At 45.9% G+C, this 20,468-nt stretch carries 18 protein-coding genes, 1 tRNA gene and 1 pseudogene; 12 read left to right on the top strand and 8 right to left on the bottom strand.

Translation table 11 applies throughout. From position 1 onward, the window contains the following. Positions 1-52: 52 nt before the first annotated feature. Together cbiB and pyrR are read left to right on the top strand one after the other, a co-directional pair. Positions 53-1,132: an adenosylcobinamide-phosphate synthase CbiB gene (gene cbiB / locus QUA97_RS23905; RefSeq protein ID WP_333196537.1), complete on the top strand. Its 1,080-nt coding sequence runs from the start codon at positions 53-55 to the stop codon at positions 1,130-1,132. Between the two features lie 151 nt (positions 1,133-1,283). Further along, complete coding sequence (gene pyrR / locus QUA97_RS23900) at positions 1,284-1,817, top strand: bifunctional pyr operon transcriptional regulator/uracil phosphoribosyltransferase PyrR (protein WP_194011114.1); 534 nt, start codon at positions 1,284-1,286, stop codon at positions 1,815-1,817. Between the two features lie 395 nt (positions 1,818-2,212). Here pyrR and QUA97_RS23895 read toward each other — a convergent pair. Then, a tRNA-Ile gene (locus QUA97_RS23895) sits at positions 2,213-2,285 on the bottom strand. 190 nt (positions 2,286-2,475) lie between these two features. Here QUA97_RS23895 and QUA97_RS23890 point away from each other — a divergent pair. After that, positions 2,476-3,165 carry a hypothetical protein gene (locus tag QUA97_RS23890; protein ID WP_333196535.1) on the top strand — a complete coding sequence of 230 codons (690 nt, stop codon included), beginning with the start codon at positions 2,476-2,478 and terminating at the stop codon, positions 3,163-3,165. 65 nt (positions 3,166-3,230) lie between these two features. Continuing rightward, positions 3,231-4,709 carry a hemolysin family protein gene (locus QUA97_RS23885; RefSeq protein WP_333196533.1) on the top strand — a complete coding sequence of 493 codons (1,479 nt, stop codon included), beginning with the start codon at positions 3,231-3,233 and terminating at the stop codon, positions 4,707-4,709. A 7-nt stretch (positions 4,710-4,716) separates the two neighbouring features. Here QUA97_RS23885 and QUA97_RS23880 read toward each other — a convergent pair whose 3' ends face one another. After that, a complete protein-coding gene (locus QUA97_RS23880; RefSeq protein ID WP_333196531.1) occupies positions 4,717-5,331 on the bottom strand; it encodes a hypothetical protein in 615 nt (204 codons plus the stop codon). A gap of 45 nt (positions 5,332-5,376) precedes the next feature. Continuing rightward, positions 5,377-6,096: a hypothetical protein gene (locus QUA97_RS23875; protein ID WP_333196529.1), complete on the bottom strand. Its 720-nt coding sequence runs from the start codon at positions 6,094-6,096 to the stop codon at positions 5,377-5,379. A 419-nt stretch (positions 6,097-6,515) separates the two neighbouring features. On the opposite strand from QUA97_RS23875, the gene QUA97_RS23870 reads away from it, so the two are divergent. Continuing rightward, positions 6,516-7,028, top strand: coding sequence for a hypothetical protein (locus QUA97_RS23870; RefSeq protein WP_333196527.1), 513 nt, complete (start codon positions 6,516-6,518; stop codon positions 7,026-7,028). Positions 7,029-7,063: 35 nt separating this feature from the next. Beyond that, positions 7,064-7,393 (top strand): tetratricopeptide repeat protein, encoded by a 330-nt coding sequence (locus QUA97_RS23865; RefSeq protein ID WP_333196525.1) that lies wholly within the window; start codon positions 7,064-7,066, stop codon positions 7,391-7,393. A 187-nt stretch (positions 7,394-7,580) separates the two neighbouring features. Here the strand turns inward: QUA97_RS23865 and queC are convergent, their stop codons facing one another. Beyond that, a complete protein-coding gene (queC, locus tag QUA97_RS23860) occupies positions 7,581-8,255 on the bottom strand; it encodes a 7-cyano-7-deazaguanine synthase QueC (RefSeq protein ID WP_333196523.1) in 675 nt (224 codons plus the stop codon). 154 nt (positions 8,256-8,409) lie between these two features. Next, positions 8,410-9,744, bottom strand: a complete 1,335-nt coding sequence (locus QUA97_RS23855; RefSeq protein WP_333196521.1) for a cytosine deaminase — start codon at positions 9,742-9,744, stop codon at positions 8,410-8,412. A 553-nt stretch (positions 9,745-10,297) separates the two neighbouring features. Between QUA97_RS23855 and QUA97_RS23850 the strand changes: the two genes are divergently transcribed. From QUA97_RS23850 to QUA97_RS23840, 3 genes are all read left to right on the top strand, one after another. Continuing rightward, positions 10,298-11,539, top strand: coding sequence for a GTP cyclohydrolase II (locus tag QUA97_RS23850; protein WP_194067692.1), 1,242 nt, complete (start codon positions 10,298-10,300; stop codon positions 11,537-11,539). 97 nt (positions 11,540-11,636) lie between these two features. Then, positions 11,637-12,719, top strand: a complete 1,083-nt coding sequence (locus QUA97_RS23845; protein WP_194067691.1) for an adenylate/guanylate cyclase domain-containing protein — start codon at positions 11,637-11,639, stop codon at positions 12,717-12,719. Next, positions 12,716-13,987 carry a URC4/urg3 family protein gene (locus QUA97_RS23840; RefSeq protein WP_333196519.1) on the top strand — a complete coding sequence of 424 codons (1,272 nt, stop codon included), beginning with the start codon at positions 12,716-12,718 and terminating at the stop codon, positions 13,985-13,987. The genes QUA97_RS23845 and QUA97_RS23840 overlap by 4 nt, the downstream gene beginning before the upstream one ends. 209 nt (positions 13,988-14,196) lie before the next feature. Here QUA97_RS23840 and QUA97_RS23835 read toward each other — a convergent pair whose 3' ends face one another. After that, complete coding sequence (locus QUA97_RS23835; protein ID WP_194067689.1) at positions 14,197-14,769, bottom strand: DUF4360 domain-containing protein; 573 nt, start codon at positions 14,767-14,769, stop codon at positions 14,197-14,199. Between the two features lie 555 nt (positions 14,770-15,324). On the opposite strand from QUA97_RS23835, the pseudogene QUA97_RS23830 reads away from it, so the two are divergent. Then, a pseudogene (locus tag QUA97_RS23830) lies at positions 15,325-15,750 on the top strand (uracil phosphoribosyltransferase). A 270-nt stretch (positions 15,751-16,020) separates the two neighbouring features. Then, a complete protein-coding gene (locus QUA97_RS23825; protein WP_194067688.1) occupies positions 16,021-16,167 on the top strand; it encodes a hypothetical protein in 147 nt (48 codons plus the stop codon). Positions 16,168-16,458: 291 nt separating this feature from the next. On the opposite strand, the gene QUA97_RS23820 is transcribed toward QUA97_RS23825, so the two are convergent. Further along, entirely contained in the window at positions 16,459-18,378 is a 1,920-nt protein-coding gene (locus QUA97_RS23820) for a hypothetical protein (RefSeq protein WP_194067687.1), read from the bottom strand. A 41-nt stretch (positions 18,379-18,419) separates the two neighbouring features. Next, positions 18,420-19,841 carry a glycosyltransferase family 4 protein gene (locus QUA97_RS23815; protein WP_333196516.1) on the bottom strand — a complete coding sequence of 474 codons (1,422 nt, stop codon included), beginning with the start codon at positions 19,839-19,841 and terminating at the stop codon, positions 18,420-18,422. A gap of 75 nt (positions 19,842-19,916) precedes the next feature. Here QUA97_RS23815 and QUA97_RS23810 point away from each other — a divergent pair, with 75 nt between their 5' ends. Beyond that, complete coding sequence (locus tag QUA97_RS23810) at positions 19,917-20,387, top strand: tetratricopeptide repeat protein (protein WP_194013113.1); 471 nt, start codon at positions 19,917-19,919, stop codon at positions 20,385-20,387. Positions 20,388-20,468: the final 81 nt, after the last annotated feature.

The raw sequence follows: 20,468 nt of genomic DNA, 5'->3' as shown, positions 1-20,468 counted from the left end.
TCGAACGATCGCTCGCTGGCAGGACAGACTATCAAGTTTGACACAATATATAATGATGCCGGATCAATTTGCTGTTTTGATTTTAGCTGCGGTATTGGATTATTCCATCGGCGATCCTTGGGGTTGGCCGCATCCCGTACAGGCGATGGGTTGGGCGATCGACCGCTATACTCGAATTGTCTTTAGTATCTGGAATAATCCCGCAGACAAAATGGCTCCTGCGGGCGATCGTCCGGCCGGTGAGCGGCACAAACTGCTGCTGCGATGTGCTGGTACAATACTAGCGATCGGGCTGATTCTAGGCAGTTATACTGTCAGTTGGTCGATCGTCCTTGCTGCTAGTTGGGTGCACCCTCTTTTAAGTATTGCCCTGCAGACCATTTTGCTCGCAAGCTGTTTTGCCGGTCGCAGTTTGAGGGCGGCGGCTCAAGATGTGCTAGCACCTTTAACTGTTGGAGATTTAGTCAAGGCGCGGGAACGGTTGAGTCTTTATGTCGGCCGGGATACTGAAAACTTATCCGAGCCAGAAATTCTGCGAGCATTGTTAGAAACTGTAACAGAGAATGCAGTCGATGGCGTGAGTGCCCCGCTATTTTATGCATTAGTTGGGTTCGCTCTGCCAGATTTATTATTAACTGTTACCAATTTGCCGATCGCTCCTAACTCGATGCTTAATTGCGCAATAGTGGACTGTGCGATCGCTTACAAAGCAGCCAGCACATTAGATTCAACCGTCGGCTACAAAGAACAGCCATACACTAATTTAGGATGGTTTAGTGCCAAACTAGAAGACATCCTCACCTGGTTTCCTTGCCGGCTAACAGTGATTACTTTAGCCCTCATCTCTGGCAAACCGATCTACGTATGGCAGATTTGTCAGAGAGATGCTGTTAAAGATGCCAGTCCCAATTCCGGTTGGAGCGAGTGCGCCTACGCAGCCATCTTGGGAGTACAACTAGGAGGTATAAATTCCTATCGGGGAGTTATCAAACACAAACCGCTCTTAGGCGAGCCTATTCGCGCCATCGCCCCAGAACAAATTTATCAAGCTTTGCAATTAACTCGCTATTGCTTTTTGACTTGGTTGGGACTATCATGGCTGGTTTATACTTTATGGTCTTTTGTCCCCTAACTGCTGACTTTACTGGGCGACAGATACCAGCCACCAGATTCATCAGTGAAGTCAATCTCAAACTTTTAGGGCCAAGTCGAAATATCTAAAATTCTTCAATTATTCAATTGTTCGATGGGCCAACAGCCAACAATTAGATCCCAGTAAAACAATGACTAAAATTATCAAAATTTTATCGCCGGATGAAGTGAGGCGCACTCTCACCCGCGTCGCTTCCGAGATTGTCGAAAAATCTGGGGCTCCGTCGGAGTTAGTGCTGTTGGGGATTTATACTAGAGGAGTGCCGCTAGCTCAAATGTTGGCAGATCAAATTGAAGTCCTCGAACAAGTAAAAGTACCGGTGGGCGCTTTGGATATTACCTTTTACCGAGATGACTTGGATCGAGTGGCGATGCGGACACCGGCTAAAACAGAAATTCCTTTCGATTTGACGGGGAAAATCGTTGTGTTGGTAGATGACGTCATATATAAAGGTAGAACAATTCGAGCGGCTTTGAATGCGGTAAACGATTACGGAAGGCCGGAAAAAATTTGGTTGGCGGTATTAGTCGATAGAGGCCACAGAGAAGTACCGATTCAGCCAGATTTTACGGGTAAAAAGTTACCGACTGCAAAGGAAGAACAAGTTAAGGTTTACGCTCAAGAGTACGATGGGCGCTACGGGGTGGAATTGATTAAGGGTTGATATACCCTTTCTTTGCTCTCATAGGAGGTACTATTGGGCATTGGGCATCGGGCATCGGGCATTGGGCATTGGGCATTGGGCATAGGGCATCGGGCATAGGGCATCGGGCCTAAAAGCATCGGGCATCGGGCCTAAAAGCATCGGGCATACCTCACGACGCTTGACAACCGCTATAAGTTGAACTTGCGAGTCGATCGACTTGGGTGTCTGGTTCGCGATCGATTTCAGAAGAGTGAAACTGGGTTTCTCCCTCCCTCACCCTCAAAAACTGGGTTGGTACGTATATTTATTGTTACTTAACGCCAAAATTCCCAGAAACCGGGTTTCTCGCCCCCCATGGGTCGCAGAAAGAAGCTTGGTTGCGACGGGCGCTGAGCGTCCTAATTTATTTAAAATCGGCAGTGCAGGAGTTGAACCTGCCTGGGGCGAATTATGAGTTCGCTGCCTAAACCGCTCGGCCAACTGCCGTTAAATTGATTTGTTCAATCTATCTAACTTAAGAAGTAACTATAACATAATTTCTCAGTTCGTGCTAGAACTAGAGAACAAAAATCAAAATCTTTAGATCTGTTGAGTCCCCGATCGCCCGAAACGCACCTGCGCTATCCGGCTCGACCGGACAAAGCAGTTTCTACGACTAGGCATAAAATTACAGGCAATGGCAGTGAATTCAACAGTAGTGCTGACTCTAATTCTGCTAACTCTTATGTTTGGAGCAGGTGTGACGAGTTCTGTTTTGGGATTTACTACAGGTCGCGAAGCCTTGAAAGGAACGACTCAACCTGATGTTCGCCCCAGCAACTATGGAGGCACCGGCAAGCAGGGAACTGTGGCTAGCAAAGAGCAAGTGAGTATTTTGAAAGAAACAGACATTCTTAAAACCGTCAAAGCGCGGATAGAAGGTCGCGATCCTGACAAAACGACCGGAGCAAATACTAAAACAGACAAGACAAGCTCTAAACCAGCCACAGCCAAAAAGCCCGCCGAACCAAAGGCCAGCGCCAAATTTCCCCTGAACAGTCGCGACGGGGGAATAACCCTAGAAGTGAGCGCGGCCAGTCAGCGCGGCAACTCCATGCTGCTAGACGTGAGCATGAAAAACGAAGGTTCCCAATCTGTGAGGTTTCTCTACAGTTTCTTGAACGTCACCGACGATCGCGGCCGGGCCCTTTCGGCGACTGCTGAGGATTTGCCGTCGGAACTGCCCCCCAACGGGCAGGTGTATTACGGTACGGTGAGTATTCCCACCGCTTTGCTAGAAAATGCTAAACAAGTTTCGCTGACGCTGACAGATTATCCAGGTCAAAAACTTCAGTTGCAAATAGCTGGGATTCCAGTAGCGAAGTAAGACAAAAGGAGCAAACACTCCAGGGATTTTGAGGTTCGATCGATAAAGTTGTTCTAGGGAGCATTGTGTCACTTTTAGGGGCGAGAGTGCAGGAGATAGCTGATTTACCCGCGATGACTCCGACAGAAGTGCTGTCGCGGTTGCTGGCAGTGCTGCTGCTGATTGCAATTAATGCTTTTTTTGTAGCGGCTGAGTTTTCGATGGTGACGGTACGCCGATCGCGCATCAATCAGTTAGCCGAGGCTGGCGACATAGCAGCTTTAACCGTTCAATCTTTGCAGAAAAGTATCGAGCGATTGCTCTCAACAATGCAGTTGGGAATCACTCTTTCTAGTTTAGCTCTCGGCTGGATTGGGGAAGATACGATCGCCGTGCTAGTCCGAATGTCGATCGCCAGTTTGCCACTGCCACTTTATATCAAATCGGCGCTGGCCCATTCTTTGGGAATATCAATAGTAACTTTTTTCCTGCTAGCTTACCTGCAAATCGTACTCGGCGAACTTTTCCCCAAATCTGTAGCCCTACTTTATTCCGAACAGCTAGCCAGAAGTTTCGGGCCTCCGACTTTATTGATATCCCGGCTGTTCAATCCCTTTGTGTCGTTTCTCAATCAATCCACCCGATCGCTCTTGCGGTTTGCAGGAATCGAATACAACCTAAGACACCGGCCCGTTACTCCCGAAGAACTGCAATTAATTATAGCTACTTCCAGCGAATCCAGCGGCTTACTAGCAGAAGAGCGAGAATTGCTCAATAACGTGTTTGAATTTGGCGAAGTTTGGGTACAAGAAGTGATGGTGCCGAGGCCAAACATTATCGCACTTCCCAAGACGGCTACCTTTCAAACTTTGCTCGACGAAATGGCAATTTCCAACCATTCCTTCTATCCCGTGACGGGAGATTCTTTAGACGACATTATCGGCATTATTGGCTTCAAACAACTTGCAAAACCCCTAGCTGAAGGTTTGCTATCTCCCGACACAGAAATTGTAACTTGGATGAGTGCAGTGAGGTTTGTGCCGGAGATGATGCTGCTGGGAGAATTGCTGCCTTTGATGCAGCGTTCGTCGGAAGAAATTGCGATCGTAGTCGATGAATTTGGGGGCATTTCCGGGTTAGTGACGCTGAGGGATTTGATCGCCGAAATTATTGGCCGTACTTACCACTCACCCGACAGCAAAGAAATTGCTTTGCAAGTATTGGACGATCGCACTTTTTTAGTACAAGCGCAGCTAAATGTAGATGATGTCAATCAAATATTGAATTTGGATTTGCCGATAGCTGAGGAATATCAAACAATCGGAGGTTTTTTGAGCTATCAGTTGCAAAGAATGCCCGCTGTGGGGGAAGTTTGGTGCGGCGACAATGCAGAAATTACGGTGGTTTCGGCGATCGGGCCGCGGTTGGATCAACTTAAAATTCAGTTGCTGTCAGGGGCTGCGGGCGATCGCACTTTAAGTCAAATTGGACAGATAGATGGGGAAATTGTGGGAAAAAGTCCCAAGAATAGCGGGTTGAGAGATGCGGCGAGATTTTCTAGTTGAGAATATTTTAGTTAATGCCTATATAATCTATTCGCTCGAAGTCGCTGCGTACTAAATCATCTAACGTTGGGCCTTTGGGGCGCAAATTAATGCGATCGCCAGCCCTCACATTTTCGTAATATACGTAGGGAATATAGATATCTTGCTCCTCCATAAAAGCGTAAGTAAAGTTGAAGGCATCGTCAATGTCCTCAGCTTTAACCTCACGAAAGTCAGAGAGGAACAGGAGATCCATTTCTTCCTCAAAGTACAGCATCTCCGCAAATGCACCTCCATCGTAGCAGTTATAACCAATATAACCGCAAGTATCGCTGCATTTGTAGTAGATGGCGCGACTGGGTATGAAGTTAGAAAGGGTGAGCGCATCTCCTTCTCCAAACACAAGGGAACCGGGCCTACAACTCAGTTTTTCAACGATCGTCCAAGGGTGTCCTCGGAACTGAAAAACAATATAGCTTTCGGTGGTAATGTCGATTTCGCGATCGTAGATATCCCGTTCCCAAACATCCGCACGTCTCGCCCTACTGAACTTTTCCGCCACTGACTCAATAGGAGCGCGAACGAGAAGTAGATTTTGGTTTCTGTCAATTGTTTCAATACCTCGGCGCTCTTCAATAGACATAATTTTCACCATTAAGTAAACTATGAATGAGTAGATAATTAACCTTTAATTAATGAAAAGCCTTCCGGGGATTCCAGGACCTATTCCTTCTGGAAGCGTTAGCTGGAGAAAGTAGACTACGGGATTTTTCAGGGAGGCTGCACCTAGTTGGAGCTGATTAAAGCTGCCCGGAATTTCACAACCTATAGCGTGCCAGACAGCTACACCTCTGAATATAGCTTCTGCTACTGTAGCATTACTAATCTGCTTGATATCGGCGCTAGTGAGAAAAATGATTGCTGGTATTCTGCCTGCTGTCTTGGCAGAACTGTCACCGAGTGCATCAATGAAACCGAGAATTTGATAATCTGAGTAACTAGGGGGCAGGAGACCTCCACTAAGTGCCTTTACCTCATAGAAAACGCTATCAGGATATGTTTCAGTTGGGCCTGCTGGAAAATTCACGAACACAAGTGGAAGAACTCCATCAGGTACTACGTTTTGGTACTTATCCTTTGTTTGCCTTTTCCTTGCGTCTGAAAAAAATCGCCTGGTATTTTCTGGAATTGGAGTACCTAGTCTAATGGTAGCTAGTGCAAAGTTTTCATAAGCTTTTCCAACATCACCCATTTCTATCCCTTGACTATCGGCAATTTGATCGAGTCTAGCTTTAGTTGCTGCTCTGTGAGAAGGGTCTGCACAAAACTGAGCCTGAGCTGCAAAAGTAAGCCCATTAATAGCAGTTGCTACCCCGATAAATAATGCGGTCTTTTGAAAGTAGTTCATAGCTGAAGCTCCAATGATACTTACAAAATGATGCTTGCGAAATTTATGAGCGTGTTTATAGGATATTACGAGCTGAGCTATTTCACTGTAAGTGATTTTATATCACTTAAGTAAGTCGGTGGGGAAAAACACAACTGTGTTAAGAAAGATAAATGAGGCTAAAACCCCAATCCCTCCTGCATTCTGTCTCCTGACTCCTGCCTCATCCCAACTACAAATATTTACGCCTTTCTACTTATTGCCATAATCAATGTCACAATTGCAACCAGACAGGTATGATATCTGTCTACATATAGCGCATTCCAGGTTTATGAAGTGTAGGGACACGGCATTGCCGTGTCCCTACGGATATTGATCGCTCTCGGTTGTACTTTATAAACGTGGAATCTGGTGTAAATAATATTTAAACAGTACCAGTAATGCTGAAACACCCCTACTTAATTTCTGCTTTTTCTTCTGTCATTATTGCGTCTCTACCTATTTTTCAGACTCTAGCGACAGCTCAGGAACAACCAGGGTGCTTTATAATTGATTCATCAGGTCAAGTCAACAGACTCGATCCTTTATGCAAGCGAGATGAACAGCAGAAATTAAGAAATGCCATGAAAGCTCAAGAACTTTATCAAAAAGGATTCGACCTCGGTCGCAGAGAACTGTATAAGGAAGCATCTGAAGCTTTTACTCAGGCAATTAATCTCAATCCTGATTTTGTAGAAGCTTATATGGTTCGTGCTCGTATGCGAGCTGTAATTAGAGAAAAACAGGGTGCAGTAGAAGATTTTCAGAAAGCGATAGATATCTACAGGGCTAGAGGACAATCGCAAATAGCTGATATGCTTTTAGTCCCATTGAATTCGCTGCAAAATGAAATTAAGTTTAACCAGGAAGACCAGGGTCAACCGGAAGTTGAGGATGAGCCGGAAGACAAATAAGCAGCCTACTGATTCAAAATAAATTAAGGAATGCGATGGAAGCTAAAGAACTTTATGAACAAGGATTTGACCTCGGTCGCAAAGGACAGTATAAGGAAGCAGTTGAAGCTTTTACTCAAGCAATTAATCTCAATCCTGATTTTGTAGAAGCTTATATTTACCGTGCTTATGCTCGAACTGGAACTGGAGATAACCATGGGGGAGTTAAAGATTTTCAGACAGCTATGGATATCTACAGGGCTAGAGGACGATCAGACATAGCTGATCAGCTTTTAGTCCCATTGAATTCGCTGCAAAATGAAATTAAGGATGGACAGGAAGACCAAGGTCAATTGGAAGTTGAGGATGAGCCGGAAGCTAAATAAGCCGCCTAAATTTTAGTTTTGTTTGTAAGGTGCGTCAGGCTGGAAGCGAGTCGGAAATAATTAGGGTTTACCTCCGGGGCACCCTATTTCATGTTTAATTCCAAATCCTGGTTTTGGAACTCCTTTATTAACCAGTCGGCGCAGGCCGACATCGTTTGTGTAGATGCGGTTTCAACCGCCGAATCATCTAAGCGTAAGCCACCGGATCTTTCAATCCCAATTCCTCAAAAGCTGCCAGCCGCAACCGACAAGAATCGCAAACGCCGCACGCATTTTCGCCGCCTGCATAGCAAGACCAAGTTTGCTCCCAAGGTACTCCTAATTTGTTGCCTAATTGAATAATTTCGGTTTTTTTTAGTTCGATCAAAGGTGTTACAATCTTAATATGATTCCCTTCTCTTCCCTGCTTTGTTCCTAACCGAAATACTTCTTGCATGGCTTGGATGTAATCGAGGCGACAGTCGGGATAGCCGGAATAATCTAAAGCGTTGACGCCGATGTAAATTCGCTGAGCTTGTAGAGTTTCGGCGTAGGCGAGGGCAAAACTGAGAAAAATCGTATTTCTAGCTGGAACGTAGGTAATTGGGATGTTTTGAGACATTTCTGCAAGGTTGCGATCGATCGGCAATTCCATCTGATTGTCCGTCAAAGCCGAACCGCCCCACAGCGTCAAGTCAAAGTTTATCACCTGATGCGCCTTAACATCCGCTGAAAGCGCGATCGCCCTTGCTGAATCCAACTCCCGCCGGTGTCTTTGCTGGTAGTCAAACGAAATAGCGTAACACTCGCAGCCGTCGGCTTTGGCTTGATACAAAACAGTTGAGGAGTCCAGCCCTCCCGACAATAAAATAACTGCTTTCACTTAAAATAACCTCCATTAAATTAGCCTTTACATTTATATCAAATTAGTTGTGAATTGACAAGTTTACAGCGATGGATTTTAACGAACCGCGAAGACGCGAAGGAAGAGAAGAGAAGAGAAATATTTGACAGTTTATGCGAGAATTGCTATAAGTTTAACTTGCTAACACATCGTCTAGTTCCCGGTAATCTGGCAAAGTTGTATCAATTTCTTTACCTTGCCGCAAAACTGTGCGATCGCGCTGCGATCGAGATAACAATTCGCTGAAAGTTCGCGCCTTAAATAAAATCAAGTCTGCAGGTAAACCAACTCCTATTCGTCCTACATTCGGCAATCCCATTAAATCTGCTGGTGTTGTTGTGACTGTGCGCGGCCAATCTTCCCAAGGCCTGTCTAAATGGGCTATGCGGACTGACATATTAAAGACTTCTAAAACATCGTGATCTCCAAATCCGTAAAACGGATCGCGACAGTTGTCGCTAGCAACTGTGACGGGAATTCCTGCTGCTTTGAGTTCGTGCACCAGCGTCACTCCCCGCCAGCGCGGTGTACGCCCCGATTCTCTGTCTTGCAAATAAAGGTTGCACATCGGTAAGCTGACAATGCCAATATTTGCTTGCTTGACTAATGTCAAAGTTTCTGTTACTAAATCGGGCGGTTGTACGGCTAAACTGCAGCAGTGCCCGCAGATTATTTGACCGCTAAATTCATAGCGAATAGCCGTTTTTGCTACTTCCCACAGTGTTACTGATTCTGGATCGTCGGTTTCGTCGGTGTGAAAGTCGAGGTTTAAACCGCGTTCTTGGGCTAAGCTAAATACGCGATCGAGTTGTTTGTTTAAATCCGGGTTCATGTAGGCAACTCCGCCGAGGATGCCGCCGATTTGGGCAATTTTGTCTGCTAATTTTTCGCCTGCTGGTGTCAGGTAATAGTCGAGGGAAACTAGGGAAACTGCTTGCAAAATTAGCTGATCGCTCCATTCGGCTTGCAAGGCTTCAAATACTGCTAAACTAACGGTTCCCCCATCGCCTGCGCTGTCGATGTGAGTGCGGATGGCTTTGGTGCCGTGGGCGTAGCTGCACTTGAGGCCGAACTGCATCCGCCGGTAAACATCCTCTGCATTCCAGTGTTTTTGGGCGTCAGCGCGCACAGTCTCCAGCGCACTTGCAAAAGTTCCGTCGGGATTGGGCGATCGTTCCCAAATGTGGCCTTTGTCTAAATGCGCGTGCATATCCACAAAGCAAGGGAAAACTAAGCCGTTTTGCAAGTCTACAATTGGAATATCTCGAAGTTGCGATAAAGGTTCTGTATTGGTGGGGATGATTTGGGCGATCGCACCCGCTGCAATTTCCAGATCCACCGCACAAAAATTGTTCTCTGTCCCCGTTGTTGCAATTGCAGAAACTGAGGGTGCGATCGATTGCATTTCTAGCAGAGACGCGGGGACGCGAGCATTTTTGAGCAAATAATTAGATGTACTTGGCAACATTAACTTTGTGAGTTAGAATTTTATTAATAATTTAGCGATACCAGTTTTAAATATAGCAATTATTTCCAAATTTGGGAACTTTTTTATTTCTCTATTTCCATTTGACTCTCTTTCTTTCTCCTTTGCGCCCTCTGCGCCTCTGCGGTTCGTTAAGCTGTTGTGCATCTAGATTCTGTATGGTGATTGAGGGGGAGAGGGGGAGAGAGGGAGAGGGGGAGAGAGGGAGAAGATTTTTGATCGATCGTCGAAATATACAATGTTTATTTGCACAACAGCTTAAAAAAATATGATTCACACATTAAATCTAATTGCTCTAAAAGATGGGAGCATCTCATATTTGTAAAAAGACTTCTTTTGACTCCTTCTTTCTTCCTCTTTCCTCCTGTCTCCTGTCTCCTGCCTCCTACCTCCAATTTCTAGCTTGGCTGCAAAAGTGAGATGCTCCCTAAAAGATTTCGCTAAAATTGGATAGCTCGAATCCTTCCGCAGACACAATTCTGTTGTTACAATCGATAATCGTTTAAAAATGCCATAGCCAGAGCCAAAAACAACTGTGTCACAACCCAAGCATATAGTTTTAACATCCCATCCCGACAGATCCGGTACAGAACCAATTCCCATTTGTTGGGGAGAAATCGATCCTCTCAAACGGGGGCCCGTGATTGGCAGCCTCAGCAAATCTTCTCACCGGAATGCGATCGGCACTCATTCGGGTTCCTACTCTGTTTATCGAGCGCTAGCAGTTGCTTCCGGCGCACTTCAAGCCGATCACCTGCCCGATTTTACTAACACGTCTCCGGCGGCACGCATCGGGCCTCACCCGAGTTGGGGCGATCGCAATTTGATTGTTTCTCTCGATCCCTTTGGGGGTTTGGTCAGCCAAATTTATACTTCATTTTTTCAGCAGGGATACGATATTCGCCCGACAATTGCTGTTACTAAAGCTCATATTAATATGCCGGAATTGCAAGATGCCATCGCTAAGGGGCGCGTGCAAATTGATGGCAAAATAGTCAAAGCAGGCGGCAATTTAGCGGTAACAAAAATTGCGATCGACCCCGTGTGGTATTTGCCGGGAATTGCCCGCAGGATAGGGGTGCAAGAAAGTGTTCTCCGCCGCGTTTTATTCGAGCAAACAGGCGGTATGTTCTCGGATTTGGTGACGCGGCCGGATTTACAGGTTTTCTTGCCCCCAATTGGCGGAACTACAGTTTATATTATTGGCGATGTTGCAAATATTTCTGACCCTCAGAAGCAGTTGGCGGTAAGGGTACACGATGAATGTAACGGTTCTGATGTGTTCAGTTCAGATATCTGCACTTGCCGCCCTTATTTGGTACATGGGATTGAAATTTGCATCCAAACTGCACAATCCGGCGGTTCTGGAGTAATTGTTTATTTCCGCAAGGAAGGCAGAGCTTTGGGGGAAGTTACGAAGTTTTTGGTGTACAATGCCAGAAAACGGCAGGAAGGGGGCGATCGCGCTGATGCCTATTTTACTCGTACTGAATGTGTCGCCGGAGTTCAAGATATGCGGTTTCAAGAACTCATGCCAGATGTTTTGCACTGGTTGGGGATCTCTCGAATTGACAGTTTAGTTTCTATGAGCGATCTCAAATACAATGCAATTATCAATTCTGGCATTCAAGTAGTCGATCGCATCCCCATTCCCGAAAATTGGATTCCCGCAGACGCCCAAGTCGAAATCGCCGCCAAAAAAGCAGCCGGCTACTACACGCCAGACCCCGTGCCAGATGCTACAATTCTTGCAGAAGCCATGATTGACGCGATTTAGGAGATTGACAGGCCAAAGACGCGAACAATCGGGCGCGAACAATCGCGTCTTTGCCAAATAAAATTTATTGCTGGTCTTTGATCGGTCAGGGTAGGTTATGGCTAATTTGCGTTCTACTGTTATCGTAAAAACAGATATTTGCGGATATACCGTCCGAGTCAAAAAGTTATCTCAGTCCGAATTAAGTAGTTTGTTAAACGAGCATAAAAATTTTATTTCAGATATTACTATCAGAAATGAAGGCAGCATGATTAAAGGGGAAGGTGATTCATTTTGGATGATTTTTCCCAGCGTTACCGCAGCGGCGATGGCAGCCATAGAAATGCAGCAAGAATTGAGAGCTGAACAATCTAGTAAATCGAACGATGAACGATTGGCTATTCGCGTGTCGATTACCCTAGGAGATGTCTTGCACCAAGATAAAGATATCTTTGGCGATACAGTAAATTTAACAGCGCGGATAGAATCAGTAACTCCGCCGGATGAAATATATTTGTCCCAAGCAGCATGGCTGGCCCTCAACAAAGCAGAAGTGCAAACATCTTTTGTGAATGAGTTTTCTTTGAAAGGGATGAGCGAACCTGAAAAAGTTTACAAAGTTGACCAAAGTCACAAAACGCGAATAGTAGAAAATCAAGCAATAATCAAAGCTGATTTGAGAGGTTTTATTGCTTATCAAGAATCTAATTCTATTAAAGATGTTGAATATTTACTGACTAAGTTCGATAACTTTGAAAAAACAATTTGTGAAGAATACGGCGGCACAATTCGGAGTATTGTTGGTGATTCGCACTTGTTAACTTTCCAGGAAGCTCACTCAGCCTTAGCGGCAATGGAAAGTTTGTGCGAGAATTGGAAACTGTTTATTCGTGGCAATCAAATACCTTGCGGCTTGTCGGTAGGAATTACTAAAGGAAATTTGTATATATTTCGGTCTTGCACTTACGGAAAAGATATTAACATCGCCGACAGGCTGGAAGATTTAAGTAAAATAATATCTCCGGCTACTGACAAAAATTCGGTGATAGTTTCCGACCGAATAAAACGCGAAGTCAGCGGCTCAAAGTGGGAGTACAAGCTGATCAAAATCGATAAAAATGCGATTTTAGATAATCTTTTAGATTACAGTCAGTTTGACTTTTTTCAAGAAAACGATGTTTATCGGTGTTTGATTGTATGAAGTTGAGCAAACTTGAACTAGAAACTGTACAATATCTGAAAACGCCGGCTGCGATTCGCCAAAAGTGCGATTCCCTTCGGGATAGCTTCGCTTCACGGCTTTTTAATTTAGCCTCCGAAAATAAACTACCCTACTTCCGCGTCGATTTATCCCAACTCGACAAAGCAGCCAATTATGTAATCGAGACAACTCGCCAACAGTATCCCGATTTTAACATTCCCTTTCACAGTCGCTGGCGGCATTTTGAAGCCGGCAACCTGCCGCGACTAGCCGAATTAGATGCAGCTTTAACAGAATTTTCACCCATAGAACAAGCTAAGATCAAGTTTGATTTAGCAATTGTCAGCGTTTTACTTGATGCCGGTGCCGGCGCAGATTGGCAGTATTGCGAACCAGAAACAGGACAAATTTACCGCCGTTCAGAAGGGTTAGCAATAGCCAGTTTTCGGATGTTTTGTCAAGGTGTTTTTTCCAGCAATCCTGATTTTCCTTTTTCTGCTGATTCGCGGGGGCTTTCTCAATTAAAACTAGAAACTTTAGCTGCGGGATTTCAGGTAAGTCGAGACAATCCGCTAGTTGGTTTAAGCGGCAGATTAGAATTGTTGCAGCGTTTGGGGAAGGCGATTTGCCAGCATCGATTATTATTTGGTAGCGAAAACCCGCGTCCCGGCAATTTGGTACAATACTTGCTCGACAATCGGGTTTCTGGAGTCAAAACTGTGAATGCTTCTGAAGTATTGAATGCTGTTTTGACAGGTTTTGAGGAGATTTGGCCGGGAAGATATGCCATTGGTGGGGTTAATTTAGGGGATGTTTGGCGGCATTCAGCTTTGGCGGGAGAAAATTTTGGAGATAACTTTGTGCCGTTTCACAAACTCTCGCAGTGGTTGACTTATTCGCTGTTGGAACCGCTGCAACAACTGGGTTTAGAAGTCGCCGGATTGGATGAGTTAACGGGTTTGGCGGAGTATCGCAACGGTGGTTTGTGTTTGGATGTCGGGCTGCTGCGGGTAAAAGATGCGGCTGTTGGCGATCGTAGTTATTTGCCCGGTTCGGAAGTTATAGTGGAATGGCGATCGCTAACTGTGATTCTTTTAGATAAGATTGCCGCAACTATGCGAAAAAAGCTGCATTTGAGTGCAACAGAATTGCCCCTGGTGAAGATTTTGCAAGGGGGAACTTGGGCGGCGGGGCGAAAAATTGCCGGGGAATTGAGAGTCGGTGGAGTGCCGCCAATTCGGATTGAAAGTGACGGGACTGTGTTTTAAATAAGCCGAAATTAGGACACGGCAGTATCATAAGAAATTAGGACACGGCAGTGCCGTTTCCCTACAATTAATCTGACGTAGGGAAACGGCACTGCCGTTTCCTCTATATCATTTCGGTACAACCGGAATTGATACAATTAGAGCATTGAAAAACCCGGTTTCGTAAAGAATCCGGGTCATCAGTGTTATCTGTTTTTTAGTGTTTCTGCTTATTTGCAAGTGCGATATTTGACGTGATACACTAAACCGCGATGAGCTAAATCGAAGGAGTCAACGGTTGCCATGCCGGCACCGCGGGCTGTCATCGCAGCATTTACTCGCATATTTACACTGTCGCCGCAGCGAGACCAAACATTAGCTACAGTGGCTAAACTATCTCGAACGTTGTAGTTAGTTTCGCCGCTTAAATTCCGATTAAAAACTGGGCCGCGGGTTCCCGCAAAAAAGTATTCTGCTCGCAGGTTTCCTGTGGTTTTAGGAGCAATGTAGCCGCGATAATCAGCATCGTAGATAGAAATTTGGAAGCCTTGGGGTACTTTGATGGGAATGCTCAGATTGCAGCTTTTCCGGGTTTCTGTTGAGACATTTCCTTGGGCTGCAAACTTATCAAATAGGATGGTGAGTTCTTGACCGTCGGGGCTGACGCTGACGCTGGCGGAGCGGTCTGGGCAGCCGCTACCGCCGTAGCTGGCTCCTAATATTTGAACTGCAGGATTTGCCAAGGCGGGGCTGATAGAAGCGGCCATTAATGCTGTCGCCAGCAAGAGTTTTGCAAATTTCATGGATGTTCTCCTTAAGGTTTTTTTGTTAGGACAACTCTGAAAAATTCAAGGAATATTGAGGCGATGCCTTTCTATTTAGGAGATGGCAAGCCTTTACTGAAAAGGCAGTCAGTTTCTGACTGAGAGCTAGATATCTGTATTTAGCTCGGCTTTTTCGAGTAGCATTAATTTATGTATTAATGCTTGTTGTGTCCTGATACTTTCTAAGATTCATTTCCTTCAAAGAGTGTTCCGGAAGATTTGAGGGAATAATATTCATCTTTTTTTTAGGCTTTGTGGGGAACAAAGTTCTGATTTTTTGGTCGGCGCTGCGCTAGGAGGTATTTGTTGGACGACGAATTATATGCCTTTGCTATTGGCTGAGAAAAGATGCTTTAATTCGGGAATTAGAACTGCTGGATTTGTAGTAAAAGGCTCTGTCTGCTAGTGGCGAAGGAGGAAAATGTGACGATATTCGTATTTTCCGGCAGATTCAGAAGATGATAATTATCTTCAGAGAAACCGCAGATATCGGGCTGATGCAACACCGATTGACGCAGATAATTTCAAGGTGTTTTGCAATTTTTGCCATTCAAGTCTATTGGTTTGTACCGCGATCGCACTACTCAGGTGGCGATCGAGTATTATGTCAAAGTTCTCCAGGATATCGAACCGCGAGATGTTTTAATTGTCGATGGGATGCTGGCTGCTGGTAACTCAGCAGTGGCTGCTGCGGATCGGCTTAAATAAGTTAATCCGAAGTCTATTAAGTTTTTGTGCTGGCTGGCTGCGCCGGAGCGAGTTGAATACCTTCATCAACAGCACTCTGACGTGCAGATTTATGCGGCTGCTGTTGATGAGCGTTTGGACGATCGCAATTATATTGTACCGGGACTCGTCCCTGCGGGCGATGGCTTACACCCCGCTACGCTACGGCTTTACGGCACTATTTCAATTGAATCAAATTATTTTCTGCTGTATATACCAATACATTCATTGTAAAATAACTTTACTCACACAAGTATTACTTTGATTCTGTTATACAATGTAATTTATAAAGTTTTAATGTCAGGGAAAATCTATATGTAGCAATATTTGTATGGTTTTTGAGAGGGAATTCATAAATTGCATTGTCTATATGTATTTACTGCATTTGATCATTAAAATTTATGCCTTTAGTGTAACTAATGGCAGGAGTTAGTAGATAAAATAGATGTATGATGCTAATCGCTGGCGATCGACTATTAACATTTTTTGTAAGAGGAAAAAAGAATGGAGACTACAGTACATAAGGAAGCCCCACATCAGCCTGCTGAGGAAGTGAAAGTTAACAGCATCAACAGTGTGGAGTTTGAGCTTTGGGCGAAAGCTGTGAAGCAACAGATGATTGCAGCACTTTCTAAAAAGGGCGGGATGTAATATCTCTGGCTGTTGTTGGCGCGAGTTGTGTAAATTGAATTAAGAAAATTGCTCTCTGTATTTTTTTCCGAAATTGATCGGGGATTGGGACAAAAGAGCGGACTAAAGTCCGCACTACGAACCAGATCTTTACAGTTCGTAGTGCGGACTAATGTTCGCAGTTTAAGAGCGGACTAAAGTCCGCACTAGGAACCAGATCTTTACGAACTACATCTTATTGTTGCCAATCGATGGGACATGATATCAAGAGTGTGTCTTAAATTGTTTCCCTGCAGAATGCTTTTTGCCTGATTACGATCGCTTGTCAACGGCCGCCAGCAAGCGCAGACTTCCGTCTTGAATCTGCACGGCTTTCACCGTTCCGACAGCGACTCTTTGTTGACCGTTAGCCATCGCTACCTCAATTTTAATCTTGGGGTCAGCCTGCAAGCCCAGCCGCCCCCAGAGCCATTTAATTTGAGTATCGGGAAAAGAGCGCACTTCTACATCTGCAAAGGGCGAATTAACCCAGCGGATGCCGTCGTAAAAACTTGCTACTTGCACCTGATACCAAACTTGTTCTGGGGTCAATTTTAACCCGCTTTTGGCTGCGGGTTCTAGCCAGTCAGCGGGGTTGATATTGTTAATTAATGTAGCAGAACCCATAATTTGACTTTTGTGGTCTCCTAAAGTTTGGGCGAGAGAAACTGCTTCATCAAGTTTATTGACCAAATTCCGAATTCGACTTCTAGTTTCGCTGTCGGTATCTGATTGCTGGTCGAGCCAATTCATCGCTTCGCGAGTTCCGTCTTGAGAGGCTACAATTAGAGCGCCCCAAGCCTTGACATCGCCGTCCGCGGCATTGACTCGCAAGGCGGCATCTACGCGGTTCATAATCCGCCCGCCGTCATTTTTGAGGGTTGTGGCAATTTCGTGACTGTTGCTGGGATCGGCTTCAAATACTTGCAAAGCTTCACTCCAGCGGCCGTCGATCAATTCTGCGAGCACTTGTTGGCCGGGACTGGCCCAGGATGCGATCGCCTGAGCGCGAGTAATTTTAGCGTGAAATTCGATCGTTTCTAGTTGAGCTTGCGCGAGTGCGGGCCAATTTTTGCCGGCTTTACCCTTAGCAATACGCATGACATTTAATCCTGGAGACCACAGCCCGCTGTTGGCGAGCCGCAGCCCGTTTTTGTAAGTCTGATCGTTGAAGGCAAATTCTTCTAAAGAAATCGGAGTTAACTGAACTGGGTTCGGCACAAATTTGCGCGGGCCAATTTGATAAAGGGTAAATTGCGGCTCTAAACCAACTGTTTGGTCGATCGCCAATTGTGGATTTGAACCCTTCACAATTTGCTGCCAATTCGGCGGTTGTCCGGCCGCACTCGCCCAATCCAACAGCGAGATTAAATGATTTTGGCTGGGGTTGTAGCGAATGACTTGTCCGTAGGGAATTTTCTTGTCGCCGCGCACCAGTTTACCGCTGACATTAAACCAAATGCCTTCGGCGGGGGGCTTGCCGTCAAAGCGGCGCAGTTCTGTTAGGGGTAGCGACTGATTGGAGGCTTGATTGTCGGACGGGGAGTCAGCTAAAGAAGCCATCACAAAAGATTCGGCAGGGCCTTCTACACTCACAGAACTTGCTAACTGAAAATACTGCTCTTGATCGGAATCGCGATCGGGAAGCTGTACCCGCTTGTACACCCGAAGTTCGACAATTTGACGGCAAGGATTTTTGCAAACAGTAGAAGCATTAACTGTCCTTTCTACCATCACCGGCAACAGCAAATCGGCAATAGAATTATCTGCAGATTTATCGACGGGAAGCGGTAGGGGTTCGCCGGTTATGAAGCCCAATTTGCGGATGCTGGCTTTGATTTGAGCCAGAGTTTGGATCGAATCTCTGCTACCGGTAGGCAGGCGCGACCATCCAGGGACAAACTGAGAGACCAACCTGTTACCGTTGGGATCGACAATTAGCTGGTAACTCAGCCAAGCGCCGCCTCCCATCAAAGCGGAACAGCCGCACAAGATGCCGAGGGCTGTCAAATTAGCTACGAGTCTTTTCCACGGATATCTGGCGCGAGTTGGGGAAGGAAGTAGGGGAAGCTGGGAGTCTTGAAGTTTTTTGGGGCGACGATTGCGGCGGCGTCTTGTCGGAGGAGGAGGAGCAACTTTTGAATTTTCTGGGGGTTTGACTCGGCGTTTCGAGGGGTTAATTTTGTGTTCCATCGTCCGTCCAATTTTAGAATTTAGATTTTAGAATTTCGAGTTTAAAGTTGCAATAGTCGATCGTACTGCCGACCTATGATATCCCAGGTGTATTGACTTTCAACGAGGGCGCGCGCGCTTTCGGACAACTCCTGTCGCTGTTGCTGATTTTCAAACAAACTGGTAATCGCCTCAACATACTCCTGAACTTTGTTCGCCCGCAAGGCCCTTGTCGGTTGTGGGCCGCCACCGAGGGCTAAACCCTCCAAACCTCGATCGCTCGCCACCACGGGAGTTCCCGCAGCCATCGCCTCCAAAGTTTTATTTTTAATCCCGAAACCAATCCTCATCGGCACCACACAAACTGCAGCCTGATGCAAATATTCTGCCACCCTTTGCACCCGACCTACTACTTGAATTCCTTGGAGTTTCCCCAAGGCGAGCACTTCCGGGACTGGCGAAGCCCCGACTAGAGTGAGGGTAGCATCGGGATATCGCTGCTGCAAGGAAGGCAATATTTGCAAACTGAGAAATCTGGCGGCGTCAATATTGGGCAAATTGTTCATTGCGCCTGCAAAGATTAAGGTGTGTCCTCCCGGATCGATCGACCGGTACGGAAATTCTGTCAAATCCACGCCGTTAGGAATGACATCAATCGGAGGCACAAAAAAATCTGGTTTTTCTCCGAGTCTTCCCGCTGGCGACAGCAATTCTAGGAGTTGCTGCTTGTCTGTGGATGTGGTGGCGACAATGCGGGAAAATTTGGCACAGTAGCGTCTTTCGTAGCGGGCGAGTAGCGGCAAATTTAGTCGATCGCGCAGAGGTTTTTGGGAAGTGCCGGTGATTAACATTTCCCTGCAAGTTCCCCAAACCGAACTGTGAATATTGACCACTGTCAGCAGTTTTTGTCGCCATTCTGGACGCACGTAAATCTCGTTAACGCTGTGTTCGCAGGTAACAGCATCGCATTTCCCTGCAGCTACCAAATCGTCAGCCCAATTCTGCATTGCTTGAGAGTAGCTTGAGAGCAGGTTTGGAGGTGTCCCGGATAACACAAATTGACCGAATCTGTGCAATTTTCCGAGTATTTCAGAGAACCCCCCCTCAGTCCCCCCCTTGTTAAGGGGGGGAGGGAAGAATCCTTCCTCAAGCCCCTGATTGAGTCTTAGCCCCCCCTTAACAAGGGGGGGTTGGGGGGGTGCAATGGGAGGCAAGAAGCCCTCCTCAAGCCCCTGATTGAGTCTTAGCCCCCCCTTAGCAAGGGGGGGTTGGGGGGGTATCTGCGGGTGGGGAAAAACTGCCAATTCTGTCACTTGCCCTCGCAATGCGTCGATTTGTGCGTCGGTGACATCGGGCGATCGCACAGTGCCGAGAATTACATCATGCCGCCGGCTCAAGTATTGTAATAAATTAAAAGTCCTTACCTGAGTTCCTCCGCGGCTTGGCGGGTAGGGAAAAGTCGAGGAAAGCATCAAAATTTGCATGGGATATTGGATAAATCAAATTGCCGCTGTCGCGATAAGATTGACGGATAAAACTTTTTTAACAATCTTCTCACTATGGACGAATTATCTATCAAAGCGCTGCTCCAAGACTTAAAAAATTCCGAAGAAAGCGTGCGCGATCGCGCAACTACAGAACTCTGGCGGACTTGGTTTAACCAGAAGGGTGATTATGGGATGCAAATTCTCAGGCGATCGCAAGTTTCGCTAAGTGCCGGCGATGTTCGCCACGCTTTGGATTTGCTGACGAAACTGATTGCTCAATCGCCGGATTTTGCTGAAGCTTGGAATCGGCGCGCCGTACTTCACTATACCCAAGGAAATTATAAAAAGTCGATTCATGATTGCGAAATTGTCCTCAAATTGAACCCGGTACATTTTGGGGCGCTGCACGGTCTTGGTTTGTGCTACGCTGCCCTGGGAGAATACACGAGTGCTATTGGAGCTTTTCGCCGCGCTTTGGAAATTCAACCCTTTGCTTTGGTGAATCAAAAGTTAATTCTTGAATGTACGGCTCGTTTGAGTTAAAAAAGGAAGAAGTCATTAGTCATTAGTCATTAGTCATTAGTCATTAGTCATTAGTCATTAGTCATTAGTCATTAGTCATTA

This window comes from Microcoleus sp. CZ3-B2 (assembly GCF_036705055.1).
Taxonomy (GTDB): Bacteria; Cyanobacteriota; Cyanobacteriia; order Cyanobacteriales; family Microcoleaceae; genus Microcoleus.
The sequence above is the reverse complement of the archived record's forward strand: the minus strand, read 5'-3'. Positions and strand labels throughout refer to the sequence as shown.

Coding starts and splice junctions, on each gene's coding strand:
- QUA97_RS23840 (WP_333196519.1), top strand. CDS start 12,716: ATGAAGTTGAGCAAACTTGAACTAGAAACTGTACAATATCTGAAAACG.
- QUA97_RS23875 (WP_333196529.1), bottom strand. CDS start 6,096: ATGAACTACTTTCAAAAGACCGCATTATTTATCGGGGTAGCAACTGCT.
- QUA97_RS23815 (WP_333196516.1), bottom strand. CDS start 19,841: ATGCAAATTTTGATGCTTTCCTCGACTTTTCCCTACCCGCCAAGCCGC.
- QUA97_RS23880 (WP_333196531.1), bottom strand. CDS start 5,331: ATGTCTATTGAAGAGCGCCGAGGTATTGAAACAATTGACAGAAACCAA.
- QUA97_RS23870 (WP_333196527.1), top strand. CDS start 6,516: ATGCTGAAACACCCCTACTTAATTTCTGCTTTTTCTTCTGTCATTATT.
- QUA97_RS23845 (WP_194067691.1), top strand. CDS start 11,637: ATGGCTAATTTGCGTTCTACTGTTATCGTAAAAACAGATATTTGCGGA.
- QUA97_RS23865 (WP_333196525.1), top strand. CDS start 7,064: ATGGAAGCTAAAGAACTTTATGAACAAGGATTTGACCTCGGTCGCAAA.
- QUA97_RS23810 (WP_194013113.1), top strand. CDS start 19,917: ATGGACGAATTATCTATCAAAGCGCTGCTCCAAGACTTAAAAAATTCC.
- QUA97_RS23825 (WP_194067688.1), top strand. CDS start 16,021: ATGGAGACTACAGTACATAAGGAAGCCCCACATCAGCCTGCTGAGGAA.
- QUA97_RS23890 (WP_333196535.1), top strand. CDS start 2,476: ATGGCAGTGAATTCAACAGTAGTGCTGACTCTAATTCTGCTAACTCTT.
- QUA97_RS23855 (WP_333196521.1), bottom strand. CDS start 9,744: ATGTTGCCAAGTACATCTAATTATTTGCTCAAAAATGCTCGCGTCCCC.
- cbiB (WP_333196537.1), top strand. CDS start 53: ATGATGCCGGATCAATTTGCTGTTTTGATTTTAGCTGCGGTATTGGAT.
- QUA97_RS23835 (WP_194067689.1), bottom strand. CDS start 14,769: ATGAAATTTGCAAAACTCTTGCTGGCGACAGCATTAATGGCCGCTTCT.
- pyrR (WP_194011114.1), top strand. CDS start 1,284: ATGACTAAAATTATCAAAATTTTATCGCCGGATGAAGTGAGGCGCACT.
- QUA97_RS23820 (WP_194067687.1), bottom strand. CDS start 18,378: ATGGAACACAAAATTAACCCCTCGAAACGCCGAGTCAAACCCCCAGAA.